The sequence below is a fragment of the Halomicrobium zhouii genome, from assembly GCF_900114435.1.
Classification (GTDB): Archaea; Halobacteriota; Halobacteria; order Halobacteriales; family Haloarculaceae; genus Halomicrobium; species Halomicrobium zhouii.
Map to the genome: position 1 here is coordinate 1 of NZ_FOZK01000005.1, position 12,382 is coordinate 12,382.

Annotated in this window: 10 protein-coding genes; 3 read left to right on the plus strand and 7 right to left on the minus strand. The window is 68.6% G+C overall.

The features are described from left to right. Positions 1-159: 159 nt before the first annotated feature. From BM337_RS18430 to BM337_RS18440, 3 genes are all read right to left on the minus strand, one after another. Positions 160-945 carry a hypothetical protein gene (locus tag BM337_RS18430; RefSeq protein ID WP_089818734.1) on the minus strand — a complete coding sequence of 262 codons (786 nt, stop codon included), beginning with the start codon at positions 943-945 and terminating at the stop codon, positions 160-162. A 30-nt stretch (positions 946-975) separates the two neighbouring features. Beyond that, on the minus strand, positions 976-3,675 hold the full coding sequence (locus BM337_RS18435; protein ID WP_089818736.1) for an alkaline phosphatase PhoX: 2,700 nt from the start codon (positions 3,673-3,675) through the stop codon (positions 976-978). 297 nt (positions 3,676-3,972) lie between these two features. Next, positions 3,973-4,419: a hypothetical protein gene (locus BM337_RS18440; RefSeq protein ID WP_089818738.1), complete on the minus strand. Its 447-nt coding sequence runs from the start codon at positions 4,417-4,419 to the stop codon at positions 3,973-3,975. Positions 4,420-4,594: 175 nt separating this feature from the next. On the opposite strand from BM337_RS18440, the gene BM337_RS18445 reads away from it, so the two are divergent. The 3 genes from BM337_RS18445 (at position 4,595) to BM337_RS18455 (ending at position 8,155) form a co-directional block, all read left to right on the plus strand. Continuing rightward, the gene (locus BM337_RS18445) at positions 4,595-4,915 is read left to right on the plus strand and encodes a cupin domain-containing protein (protein WP_089818740.1); all 321 of its coding nucleotides are present in this window, start codon (positions 4,595-4,597) and stop codon (positions 4,913-4,915) included. 110 nt (positions 4,916-5,025) lie between these two features. Continuing rightward, on the plus strand, positions 5,026-7,698 hold the full coding sequence (locus BM337_RS18450) for a PAS domain S-box protein (RefSeq protein ID WP_089818742.1): 2,673 nt from the start codon (positions 5,026-5,028) through the stop codon (positions 7,696-7,698). Beyond that, a complete protein-coding gene (locus tag BM337_RS18455) occupies positions 7,691-8,155 on the plus strand; it encodes a response regulator (RefSeq protein WP_089818744.1) in 465 nt (154 codons plus the stop codon). The genes BM337_RS18450 and BM337_RS18455 overlap by 8 nt, the downstream gene beginning before the upstream one ends. Before the next feature lie 76 nt (positions 8,156-8,231). Here BM337_RS18455 and BM337_RS18460 read toward each other — a convergent pair whose 3' ends face one another. The 4 genes from BM337_RS18460 to BM337_RS18475 all read right to left on the minus strand — a co-directional run bounded on the left by BM337_RS18460 (position 8,232) and on the right by BM337_RS18475 (position 12,236). Further along, a complete protein-coding gene (locus BM337_RS18460) occupies positions 8,232-8,639 on the minus strand; it encodes a GNAT family N-acetyltransferase (RefSeq protein WP_089818746.1) in 408 nt (135 codons plus the stop codon). Between the two features lie 82 nt (positions 8,640-8,721). Next, positions 8,722-8,976, minus strand: a complete 255-nt coding sequence (locus BM337_RS18465) for a DUF2061 domain-containing protein (protein WP_177227713.1) — start codon at positions 8,974-8,976, stop codon at positions 8,722-8,724. Positions 8,977-9,294: 318 nt separating this feature from the next. After that, on the minus strand, positions 9,295-10,971 hold the full coding sequence (thsA, locus tag BM337_RS18470) for a thermosome subunit alpha (protein ID WP_089819174.1): 1,677 nt from the start codon (positions 10,969-10,971) through the stop codon (positions 9,295-9,297). Between the two features lie 164 nt (positions 10,972-11,135). Next, positions 11,136-12,236, minus strand: a complete 1,101-nt coding sequence (locus BM337_RS18475) for an ATP-binding protein (RefSeq protein WP_089818748.1) — start codon at positions 12,234-12,236, stop codon at positions 11,136-11,138. Positions 12,237-12,382 lie beyond the last annotated feature (146 nt).

Below are 12,382 nucleotides of genomic sequence, written 5' to 3' on the forward strand. Positions count from 1 at the left end.
CGCCGCCGCCGCTGACGACTGAGCTCACCGACGATCCGACGACCGCCGCCGCCGCTGACGACTGAGCTCACCGACGATCCGACGACCGCCGCCGCTGACGACTGAGAGGCGTTTTTCGGGAGAACGAGGACTGTGCGAAAAAGGTGAGCGGAGGGCGGTTCAGTCGCGCCAGACGAACAGCCCGAGGCCGGCCAGGCCGGCCACGGCGACCACCGCACCAATCTGGAGCACGGTCGCGAGTCCGGGGGAACCGCCCGAAACTCCGGGCGCCGCGCCGGCGTCTTCTTGCCCGCCGGTTGCGCCCGAGCTGGAGCCTTGCTGACCGGCGCTCCCGGCCGAGCCGGACCCGCCCCCGCTCGCGGCCGATCCGACGCTGAGGGTTCCGGCCTCGACGGCCGGCCGGACCTTGCTGCCGCCGTCGGCGTCGACCTGGAGCTCGGTCGCCGTGAGTTTTGCCGTGCCGTTCTCCTGGCCCGTCACCGAGACGTACGCCAGCGTTACGTTCGTCGCGCCGGGCGTGACGACGTTCCCGAGGTCGGCGGCCTCCAGCGTGATGGTCCGCCCCGACTCACCGACGGCGGGGTCGGTCGTCGGCTGGTAGTCCTCGGGGTAGCGGGCGCCGGTGAACGACCCCGTCGCATTCGAGTCGAACGCCAGCGTCACCTCGAAGCCCGCGAGTCCCTCGGGGACCCGGTCCAGCGACAGCCTGACGGTGTCGTTCGCGTGCGGTTCGACCGTCGCGTCGCCGACGGTGAGCGTCGTCTCGTTGGCGGCGGTCTGGGCGTCGCTCGCGCCGGGTACGCCACTCACACCGGCCGCACTCGCTGGGCCGGATGCACTGGCCGCGCTGGCCGCACCGACGAGCACCGCGAGGATCAGGGCGGCGGCCAGCAGACCGCCCCACGTCGTCAGCGGGAACCGCCGGTTCGTGGATACTGAGATCATGGATGGAAGAGACCGGGAGCGCCCGGTCGATCAGGTCTCGCGGTAGAGTTCGACGACGTCGTCGTAGTCGATCTCGCCGTTCTCGTTGAAGTCGTAGGCGTCGACGTTCAGCTGGACGGCGTCCGATTCGAGGTGTTCGAACAGCAGGCTGACGTCGTCGTAGTCGATGCGGCCGTTGCCGTTGAGGTCCTCGAACTTACCGTCGCCGTCGGGATCGGTCGGTGGCCGGCCGCTGCCGCCGGGGCCGCCGCCGAGCTGCGGCGGGCCGGTGACGACGACGCCGCGGCGGGCGTCGACAGTGACCGAATCGCCGTCGTCGTCGTCCAGCGCGGGGATGCCGGGGACGACGTCGGTCGTGCCGCCGGACTGCCCCTCGACTTCGACCGTCGCCAGCGTCACGTCCGTCGCACCGTCCTGGATCTCCTCGTCGACGTCGCTGAATCGGAAGCTGGCGGCCGAGCCGTCGTCTTCGACGGTGGCCGGCACGGTCAGCGAGAAGGCGTCGCCGTAGCTCGCGTCGGTGATGGTCGCGACCTCGGGGTTACTGAGTTCGACCGTCAGTTCGCCGCCGGAGAGGCCGTCGGGTAGCGAATCCGCGGTGATCTCGACGGTGCCGGACTCGCCCTGTGCGACGGCGAGCGAGCCGGCCTGGACGTTCGTCGGCGGCTCGTAGACGTAGAGGCAGTCGTTGGGGTACGAGCGGTTGGACTCGGCGAAGCCGTCCTCGCAACAGATGACGCGGCCGTCGCGCATCGCGTAGACGTTGTCGATGTTGCGGAGCGAGTCGTTGGCGTCGCCGGCGGGGTCGGTGAAGTCGGGGCCGACGATCACCGGCTCCAGGCGGGAGACGTCGTAGTCCTCGTCGAGACGGGCGCGGTAGACGACGCCGCCGTCGACGCGCTCCATCTGGAGGTCGCCCTCGCTGTTGGCCATGTCGTCGTTGAACTCGGAGATGCCGAAGTAGACGAAGTCGCCGGGGCCGGCCTCGTCGACGCTGTCGACGCCCTCCGCCTTGTTGAACTCGATGGTGGCGCCGATCTCCTTGGCCGCCGCGCGGGTCTCGAGGAAGGGGACCTTCCGGAGCTCTTCGTCGACGCCGTCGTGGCCGTCGGCCTCGTACTGCTCGGCCCACTCGACGATCTCCTCGTTGGAGATGTAGTTCTGGTTGCCCGCTTCGACGACCGTGCGGTCGGCCGCTTCGAGGACTTCGTCGGTGACCTCGTCACCCTCGCTCCACTCGGAGTGGGCTTCGAGATAGTCGGCCTGGGTGACGTCGTCGTACTCGGCGATCCACGCCTCGCACTCGGCGTTGCTGGCGTGGCCCAGCGGGAGCCAGTCGAAGACGAGGTCGGTGTCGGCCGGGGAGTTGCGCGACCCCGAGTCGGCGACCGACGCGGCGTCGTTGGTGACCTTCGGGGCGTAGAGGGTGCCCGCGACCTGCATCGGGTCGTCGTACTCGTCGATGGGCTCGTCGGCGACGAACTTGTAGATCCCCTTGCTGTCGCCGTCGGAGCAGCCGTAGACGGTCTTGCGGTCGCCCACGAAGTCCGGGGACTCCCAGGAGGCGCGACCCATGACGTAGTACTTGATGGGCTGGGGGGTCTCCGCGGCGGGTTCGCGGAAGTCCACGTGGTAGCCGTACCGGTACGGGTTCGGGTAGACGTCCGTGATCGGTTCGGTGGTGTTCGCGTCCTCTCCCTGGTCGACCCGCGCTGCGCCCAGGTAGTACGCGAGGAACTCCACGCCGGTCAGCGCCCAGTACCCCTGGACGTTCCAGCCCTCGTCGTAGTACTCGCCGATGGCGTCGCCGATCGACGACGGGTTCGGCCGGTTCCAGAACTGGCAGCCGGCGACGAGGCCCTCGCCGCTGCCGGCCTCGACGATGTCGCTCACGGTGTTGGTCAGGGCGACGCGCGTGTGGGCGTAGTTCTCCTCCGAGGAGACCATCGTGCCCCACGGCGTCAGGTCGCCGTAGCAGTTGATCCGCGTGCCGCCGAGTTCGCGCAGCGGCTCGGTGTTGGCGAGGTTGAGAGCGTTCTCCAGGTCCGCCTCCCACTCGCCGTCGCCGGTCATCTCGATGGGGACGCGTGTCACGTTGCCGGGGCTGTTCTCCCAGTTGGTGAAGAGGTACCCCTCGGTCCCCTCCTCGTCGGTGGGGACGAACTGGTTGCAGTCGGGGTTGGTCGCCGCGCCCCCGTACTGGGTCCCCTCGAAGGTCGACTGCGTGACGTCCGTGCCGTCGGGGGTCTGGGTCACGCCGAGGCGCTCGTCGCCGCCCTGGATCTCCTCGCGGGCCTGGGCGAGCATCACGAACTCGTGGTTCGCCGAGCGGACCTGGCCTTGCTCTTCGACCGTGTTCGGGATGCCCAGTTCCTCGAAGTCGTCGTTGTCGCCGTCGAACTTGAAGGCGAAGCCGCTGAAGTAGCCCACGCCGGCCCGGTCGTAGGGCGGCTGGTTGGCCTTCGCGCCGCCGTTCGAGAATCCGTCGCCCCGGGTTCCCGTCGAGGGGTGCTGGAGGCTGTACAGCAGGCCACCGTTCTGGAAGACGAACGGGCCCGTCACTTCCGCGCCGAAGGACGTGTGGGAGAAGCGCTTGAGATCTCCCAGCACGCTCGGGGCGCCGGGCGTGTCCGTCTCGTCGACGTCTGCGCTCGCGACGCCGACCGCGCTGGCACCGAGCGCGGCGGCGACTGTCGATTTCATCAGGTTCCGTCTGTTGAGGTTCACCATGCACCCGTATCCGAGATTGCGCACACAAAGCGGTTTTATATTACGTCTCTTGGCCGTAGATAATCCACCCGCCCGCTATGTCCCGTCGGGTCGGGCACCCCTCGTTATTGTGAGTACGTAGTCATGTAGTGATCAGTCGGGATCGCCTGGGTGCCACGGTCGCGGTCGTCGGAGAGACGGACAACTGGCGGGCGTCGCTGCGACGGTGCGGAAAAGGGGGAACCGGTTGTCGATTACTGGCCGTCGGCGCCGGCCCGTCGCCGTCGCGGACCGGGAAGAATCCCGACGACGATGCCGTCACTCGGTGCCGCGCTCTCGCACTCCCTGGCGGATGCTCTCGGCACGCTTTCGGACGTTGTCGAGCATCCGCTGGGCCTTCTCCGGCTTGTGGGCGAAGAAGGATCCGAGCCACTCCAGGTCGACGTGTTCGCGCGTGTAGAGGTAGGCGGCGATGGTGTCCCGGCCCGCCTGGAACATCACGGGCGGGATGCCCCGCTCGCCGGTCCCGGCCTCCTGGAACCCGTTGACGTCGAAGTAGACGTCCGCGTACAGCGCCGCCTTCTCGGGGTCCGCGAACGTCTCGCCCCGGTGCTGGGGCGCCTCGAACCGGTACCGCCGCTCGTCCGGGCCGCGGTCCGAGTCCCCGTCGCCGGGGGCACACTCGACGATCCGGACGTCCAGGACGTACGCGCGATACACTGACTCGGTCGGTCCGTCCGTCCCTTGCCCGCTGGACTGCGCCATACTGGCCGTCTGGGCCCGGGTTATTTCACCCTGGGTATTTGTGATATATATCGGTCCCCGGAGTCCGTGTGACAGCGATACCCAACCGTCTCAGACCGGTCCCGACCGGCCGCGTTCGGCGGCGAAGCGATCCGCGGGCTCTACGCCTTTATGCCCGGCGCGTGAACGCGCCCGTATGACCCACACGAAGGTCAGCTACGAGGACGTGGAACCGGTCTCGGACGGACTGTACTTCCTGCGCGACCCGCTTGACGCCGAGAACCTCGGCGTCTCTGTCCTGGAGTGCGAACCGGGCTACACCGGGCTGGAACACGACCACGCCGAGGACGGGCAGGAGGAGGTGTACGTGCTCGTCGAGGGCGAGGCGACCGTGACGGTCGACGGCGAGGACGTCGAGATGGCGGCCGGCGACGCACTCCGCATCCCGCCGGAGGCCACCCGGAAGATAACCAGCGTCGATGCGGAGAGCCAGTTCGTGCTGACCGGCGCCCCCTGAGAGGGATTCCTTCCCCTGTTTTCGAGACATCCGGCGAAACGACGACGGCCACCGCCGTCGGGTGTCAGCGGACACGACGTTTATCAGAACCGGGACTCTCTACACGGTGTATGAGCGAACCGGCCGACCGTTCCGACGCCGCGTTCTGGGGCGACGCGGACGACGGCGAGGCCCGTCGACGCTACCGGTCCCTGTTGCATTCACTCGGCGAGGGGGTGGTTCGGCTCGACGGCGAGGGGCGAATCGCCGCCGTCAACGACCCACTCGTCGAACTGAGCGGCTACGACCGTGCGGCACTCCATGGCGAGGGCGTCGCCGCGCTGTTCGGCGACGACGGGGCTGCCATCGCAGACGCGGTCGACCGCGGTGAGGCGACCAGCACCGACAGCGGCGACGGCAGCGACCCGATTCGATGCAGCGTGCAGCGCGCCGACGGCACGACGGTCGGCTGTACCGTCCGGGTCGCCGGGACGGAGGGAACCGACGACGCCGAGGCGACCGTCTGCGTCGCCCGCCGGTCGGCCGACGACGGGCGACCGGAGCATGCGGCCGGCGAGAACCGGGGGGACGCCGACCGGCAACACGGCCTGGAGGGCTACGAGACCATCGTCGAGACGGTCAGTGACGGCGTCTACGTCGTCGACCAGAACGGTCGATTCACGACGGTCAACCGTGCGTACGCGGAGCTGCTGGGCTACGACCGCGAGGAACTCGTCGGCGAACACGTCTCGCTGGTCGTCGACGACGACGTGGAGGCGCTCGCCCAGCAGACCGAGACAGCGATGGTCGACGACGAGATGGAGGGTCCAGTGATCGAGGCGGACCTCGAGACCGCGGACGGCGACCGTATCACGGCCGAAGCCACCTTCGCGCTGTTGACGGACGTCGAAGGCGAGACGCGCCGGATCGGCGTCGTCCGCGACGTCACGGAGCGAAAGCGGGCGATCCGCCGGCTCGAACAGGAACGCGACATGTTCGCCCAGGGGCCCGTCGTCGTCTTCCAGTGGAAGAACGAGCCGGGGTGGCCGGTCGAGCGCGTCTCCGACAACGTGGCCGCGGTCTTCGGTTACACTCCCGAGGAACTCGAATCGGGCGAGGTCCCCTACACCGACCTGCTCCTCGCGGAGGAACGCGACCGGATCGCCGCGGAGGTGGCGGACGCCGCGGACGCGGGGATCGAGCAGTTCAGCCACGAACCGTATCGGATCCGGACCAGCGACGGCGACGTCCGGTGGGTGACGGACACGACGAAGATCGTCCGGGACGAGTCCGGCGAGGTCGTCCGCTACCTGGGCTACCTCGTCGACATCACCGAACGGAAGCGACGCGAGCGCGAACTCCGGAAGTACGAGACCATCGTCGAGACCATCAACGACGGTATCTACGTCAAAGACGCGGACGGTTACTTCACGATGGTCAACGAGGCGTACGCGGAGCTGACGGGGTACGACCGCGAGGAACTCGTCGGCGCCCACGCCTCGCTCGTCGTCGACGAGGCCACCATCGACCAGTCCGAGGTGATCCGGTCGGCGGCCGACACCGAGGCGACGAACCCGACGATGGAGGCGACCATCCAGACCGCCGACGGCGACGAGGTCCCCGCCGAGGGGACCTTCGCGACGATACCGGCCGAGGACGGCCCGGCGAAACGCGTCGGCGTCGTCCGCGACATCACCGAGCGCAAGGAACAGCGCCGGCGCATCGAGGAGAGCGAACGGCGCTACCGGACGCTGGCCGAGCACTTCCCGAACGGCGCCGTCGGCGTCTTCGACGAGGACCTCCGGTTCACGCTGGCCGAAGGCGCGGTCCTGGGCGATTCGCTTCCGAGCGCCGACCGGCTGGAGGGCACCCGGGTCCCGGAGCTGTTCTCCGGGGAGACCGTCGCCGACCTCGTCCCGCTGTTCCGGGCGGCAATCGAGGGCGGCGAGACCCACACCACGGAGACGGAACTCGCCGGCCGACACTGGCAGGTGTGGGCGACGCCGCTTCGGGACGCCGACGGCGAGATATTCGCCGGACTGAGCTTCGCCCAGGACGTCACCGAACAGGTCGAGCGCGAGCACCGCCTCGAAGAACTCGTCGACCGCCTGGAGGCGTCAAACGAACGCCTCGAACAGTTCGCCTACGCCGCCTCCCACGACCTCCAGGAGCCGTTGCGGATGGTGTCGAGCTACCTCCGCCTGATCGAGCAGCGCTACGCCGACGAACTCGACGACGACGGGCAGGAGTTCATCGACTACGCCGTCGACGGCGCCGACCGCATGCGCGACATGATCGAGGGACTGCTCCAGTACTCCCGGGTCGACACCGGCGGCGGCTCCTTCGAACCGGTGGACCTGGACGCCGTCCTCGCCGACGTCCGCGCGGACCTCCAGGTGACGCTCGAGGAGAGCGACGCCGAGGTCACCGTCGACGAGCTTCCCACCGTCGAGGGCGACGTCGACCAGTTGCGACAGCTGTTCCAGAACCTGCTCGACAACGCCGTCGAGTACAGCGGCGACGAGCCGCCGCGTATCGAAATCGACGCCGAGCGGGCTGGCGACGAGTGGCGCGTCTCGGTGAGCGACGACGGCATCGGCATCGGCGCCGACGACGCCGACCGCGTCTTCGAGGTGTTCCAGCGCCTCCACGCGCCCGACGACTACTCGGGGACTGGCATCGGCCTGGCGCTGTGTGAACGCATCGTCGAGCGCCACGGCGGCGACATCTGGGTCGACTCGGAACCCGGCGAGGGGGCGACGTTCACGTTCACCCTCCCGGCCGCGGGTGAACGCGATGCGTGAGGAGCGCCACGGGTCCGACCCGGCCGAGATACTGCTGGTCGAGGACAACCCAGGGGACGTCCGCCTCACGCAGGAGGCCTTCGAAGAGGGGAAGATACGCAACGAACTCCACGTGGTGAAAGACGGCGTCGCTGCCCTGGACTTTCTCCACCAGCGCGGGGAGTACGCCGACGCACCGCGGCCGGACATCGTCCTGCTCGACCTCAACCTCCCGCGGAAGAACGGCGACGAGGTGCTCGCGGCGATTCGCGACGACGATGACCTGCACAGCCTCCCCGTCGTCGTCCTGACGAGCTCGGACGCCCAGGAGGACGTCGTCAGGTCCTACGAGCTACAGGTCAACGCCTACCTGACCAAGCCCGTCGACCCGGCGGCGTTCATCGAGACGGTCCAGTCCTTCCAGGAGTTCTGGCTCTCCGTCGTCCGGTTCCCGCCGGACGACGACGCCGAGGGGTGAGCCGTTCCCGCGTGGGCGAGCCCGCGTCCGTTCGCGAGCGGTCGCCCGGAACGGCGCGCCTCGTAGCGACGTCGCTTCACTCGGACGGTAAGTACATCCCCTTCGACGCGGGAGCGGTCCGCTCGAATCCCCACTGTTCGTAGAACCCGTCGACGTCGGCCATGAGATTCACGTAGGCCGTCTCCGGCGCGTGTTCGTCGACGTACGCCATCAGCGCGTCCATCATCCGCGACCCGAGCCCTTCTCCCTGGTGTGCCGGCTCGACGACCATGTCACAGACGTGGTAGACACAGCCGCCGTCGCCGACGATTCGGGCCATCCCGACAGGCTCGCCGGTCGCCGTCGCCACCATCGAGACGCCGTAGCGGGTGTTCCCGAGACCCCGCCGGGCTGCTTCGAGCGACCGCGGCGCCATTCCGGCGGCCTCGCGCAGGGCGACGAACGTCTCCGGGTCGGGGACGGACTCCCGCAGTTCGTAGGACATGGTCGGCGCGTGGTGGGCGAGCGGCAAAGCGGCTTTCCTTCGCCCCGCTCCGTCGTTCCCGCGGCCGTGCTCCCAGTGACGATCACATACCCCAGGCGATCCGGTCCCACAGCCGCTCGTACCCGTAGTAGGTCCCCGTCTTGACGACGTTCGCGACGAGCCCGATGCTCAGCGCTTCGCCCGTGTTCCCCGTGACGACGAAGGCCACGACGACCGTGATGACGATCATCAGGACCCGGTAGCACAGCGTCTTGACCAGCGCACGCGACATCCGCTGGTGTGGCGACCGGATGAACAGGCCCGATAGCGCCTCCCTCACCGCGTCGAACAGGGACATCTCTCGTCCGGAACTGGACGCCATCGGGGAATAGTGATTGCGGATGGTGCAACGGCGGAGCGGTACTCGTTCCGAACACGACAGTGCGGCCGCTCACCGGTCGAAAACGAAAGGAAAAATCGGTCGAACGTCGATTCAGCCGGGCGTCGGTGACGGAGCAGGGTGGAACGGAGGGAACGGCGCAACGAGCCTCGCGGGCTACGCCCGCTCGGCTTCACGCAGATTCTCGCTTCGCTCCGAATCTGCCTACTGCTCGCGTGTCGCTCACTTCGTTCGCTCCCGCTCGCAATTCCGAAGACCTCCTTTCAGGAGGTCTTCCTACATCATGCCGCCCATACCGCCACCCATGCCGCCCATGCCGCCGCCCATTCCGCCGGGCGCGCCGCCTGGGCCGCCGGGGGCGTCGTCCTCGTCGTCGTCGGAGCCGCCGCCCTTCAGGTCGCCGGCCGCGATGACGTCGTCGATGCGGAGGATCATCACGGCGGCCTCCGTCGCGCTCTCGACTGCCTGGGTCTTCACTCGGAGCGGCTCGACGACGCCGTCCTCGTTCATGTCGACGACGTCGCCGGTGTAGGCGTCGAGGCCGGCGCTGGTGTCGCCGCCGTCGTGCTTGCTGCGCAGGTCGACCAGCGAGTCGATGGGGTCGAGTCCGGCGTTCTCGGCGAGCGTGCGCGGGACGACGTCGATGGCGTCGGCGAACGCCTCGATGGCCAGCTGCTCGCGGCCGCCGACGGAGTCGGCGTGGTCGCGCAGGCCGAGGGCGAGTTCGGTCTCGGGGGCACCGCCGCCGGGGAGGACCTTGCCGTCCTCCAGCGTGGCGGCGACGACGCCGAGCGAGTCGTCGATGGCGCGTTCGACCTCGTCGACGACGTGTTCGGTGCCGCCGCGGAGGATGAGCGTGACCGCGCGGGCGTCCTCGACGTCCTCGACGAAGATGCGCTCGTCGCCGCCGACGTCCTTCTGGGCGACGGAGCCGGCGAAGCCGAGGTCGTCCTCGGTGACGTCGTCGATGTTGGAGACGACGCGGGCGCCCGTGGACCGGGAGAGCGCCTTGATGTCGGACTTCTTGGCGCGGCGGACGGCCAGGATGCCTTCCTGGGCCAGGTAGTGCTGGGCCATGTCGTCGATGCCCTTCTGGGCGATGACGACGTCGGCGCCGGCCTCGGTGAGGTTCTCGACCATCTCCTTGAGCTGGGCCTCTTCCTGGTCGAGGAACTGCTGGAGCTGGTCGGGGTCGGTGACGTTGACCTCGGTGTCGAGCTCCGTCTCGGGCACCTCGATGGCCGTGTCGAGGAGGGCGACGTCGGCGTCCTCGACGGCGTAGGGCATGTTGTCGTGGACGCGCTCCTTGTCGATGATGACGCCCTCGACGAGCTCGGACTCGTCGGTGGAGCCGCCGACGACGGTCTCGACCTGGATGTTGTCGGTGTCGACGACGCCGTCGTCAGCGACCGACTGGACGGCCTTGACGACGAGCTCCGAGAGGACGTCCTTCGAGGACTCCGCGCCCTTGCCGGTCATGGCGGTGGCCGCGACCTTCTCGAGCTGTTCGGTGTCCTCGGGCGTGACCTCGATGGCCTGCTCCTCGAGGATCTCCTTGGCCTTCTCGGCGGCCTGACGGTACCCCTGGGCCAGGATGGTGGCGTGGATGTCCTGGTCGAGCAGGTCCTCGGCCTTCGAGAGGAGTTCGCCCGCGATGACGACCGCCGTCGTCGTGCCGTCGCCGACCTCGTCCTCCTGGGTCTGGGCGACTTCGACGATCATGTTGGCGGCCGGGTGCTCGATGTCCATCTCGTCGAGGATGGTGACACCGTCGTTGGTGACGACGACGCCGCCCGCGTCGTCGACGAGCATCTTGTCCATCCCCTTCGGACCGAGCGTGGTCCGCACGGCCTCGGCGACGGCCTGGGCGGCCGTGATGTTCATCGACTGTGCGTCTTTGCCCGAGGTCCGCGAGGACTCCTCGGACAGTACGAGCATGGGCTGATTACCCATCTGTCGCTGGCTCATAGTCACTGATTGATTGAATGTGATTCTATATAAAGGTGGTGGTGCCGGACGAGTCGTCCGCGACGCTCGCGGCGGTTTTCCGGTGTGTCAACGGTTAGCAAATGGCTGGTTTAAGTACGGGCCGGTGCGCCGACGCCGGTGAGCGGAGGCTATCCCATCGCGAACTGGCGATGGCGGAGTTCCGGGGTCACCTTGATCCGGTCGATGTCCTGGCCGCTCCGGAACCAGACGAACCCCGCCCGCGTGAACAGCTCGCGACACTCCAGGCGGACCTCCCGGGGGTTCCCGCCCGTCCGCTCGTAGACGTCCTCGATTGCGGCCTGGGTGAACAGCTCCTGGGACTGGCCCTCGTAGGGTTCGTCGCGGAAGTACGCCAGCGACCGCTCGACGTACTCGGCGACTTCGGCCGGCCCGAACGGCTCGATGCCGTCGTAGAACCGCACGCGGGAGTCGAGCGTCGCGCGGACGTCGGACAGCCGCTCCTTGCCGGTGGGCGTCCCGCTCAGGAACAGCCGAACGCCGGCGTCGCCGGCGACCTGGATGGCCGGCAGCAGCGACTCGGGCAGGTCCTCCAGTTCGTCGACTACCAGCAGGATGGTCTTCCCGTCCGCCCGGATGGCGTCGGTGACCTCTTCGACGGCCTGTTTCGTCTCGTCGGTCGCCCACGGGATGCCGTCGTTCACCTGCCAGTAGTCGGACGTGTCTATCTCGTAGCCGGCGTCGAAGGCCGTCCGGAGGATCCGCTCGTACAGTCCCCGCGGCGTCGTCTCGGCGGGGTTCTCGATATAGGCGACGACGAAGTCCTCGCGCTCTCCCAGGTCGCGCCGCAGGATCTCCCGGAACGCCGTCTTGCCCGTGCCGTACGGGCTGACCAGGCCGATGTGCTGGTCCTGAAGGAGCCAGCTCGTCACCTGGTTAAGCAGCCCGCGGTCGTGGCGGACGTACAGCGGCTCGGGCATCCCGTCGAGCCCGGCCTCCTCCGTAAACGGCAGGTCGCCCAGGTCGGCGGGGTCGCCACCGAGCGCCCGGCCGAACGCGAGGAGCCGGTCCTCGACCTGGTCGAGCTGGTCGAGGATGACGCCCCCGTCGGTCCCGTGCGAGCGCTGGCTGCTCTGCTCGTGAGTCCGTCGCGATTCGGCGGCTGTGTCGTCCGCGGCGCGACCCGGGCTTTCGCCGTCGCCGGTCCGGACCCCGTCGTCCGGTCGCCTGCGCCCGCTGTCGCTCGAGTGGCCCCCACGCTGTCTCCCCATGTCGACCGACCACTCACCCCGCCCGGACTTTAAATTGATGACTGTTCTAGTCGAAACCAGGCCGGGCGTCGCTTAGGACCCTGCTAACCCCCGGCAATACTGACCTGAACCACGCCACGGTGCTGTTTCCGTCCCCGGAATCGACA

Excerpts from the sequence above, each read along its gene's own strand:
- BM337_RS18430 (WP_089818734.1), bottom strand. The coding sequence starts at position 945 with ATGATCTCAGTATCCACGAACCGGCGGTTCCCGCTGACGACGTGGGGC.
- BM337_RS18435 (WP_089818736.1), bottom strand. The coding sequence starts at position 3,675 with ATGGTGAACCTCAACAGACGGAACCTGATGAAATCGACAGTCGCCGCC.
- BM337_RS18440 (WP_089818738.1), bottom strand. The coding sequence starts at position 4,419 with ATGGCGCAGTCCAGCGGGCAAGGGACGGACGGACCGACCGAGTCAGTG.
- BM337_RS18445 (WP_089818740.1), top strand. The coding sequence starts at position 4,595 with ATGACCCACACGAAGGTCAGCTACGAGGACGTGGAACCGGTCTCGGAC.
- BM337_RS18450 (WP_089818742.1), top strand. The coding sequence starts at position 5,026 with ATGAGCGAACCGGCCGACCGTTCCGACGCCGCGTTCTGGGGCGACGCG.
- BM337_RS18455 (WP_089818744.1), top strand. The coding sequence starts at position 7,691 with ATGCGTGAGGAGCGCCACGGGTCCGACCCGGCCGAGATACTGCTGGTC.
- BM337_RS18460 (WP_089818746.1), bottom strand. The coding sequence starts at position 8,639 with ATGTCCTACGAACTGCGGGAGTCCGTCCCCGACCCGGAGACGTTCGTC.
- BM337_RS18465 (WP_177227713.1), bottom strand. The coding sequence starts at position 8,976 with ATGTCCCTGTTCGACGCGGTGAGGGAGGCGCTATCGGGCCTGTTCATC.
- thsA (WP_089819174.1), bottom strand. The coding sequence starts at position 10,971 with ATGGGTAATCAGCCCATGCTCGTACTGTCCGAGGAGTCCTCGCGGACC.
- BM337_RS18475 (WP_089818748.1), bottom strand. The coding sequence starts at position 12,236 with ATGGGGAGACAGCGTGGGGGCCACTCGAGCGACAGCGGGCGCAGGCGA.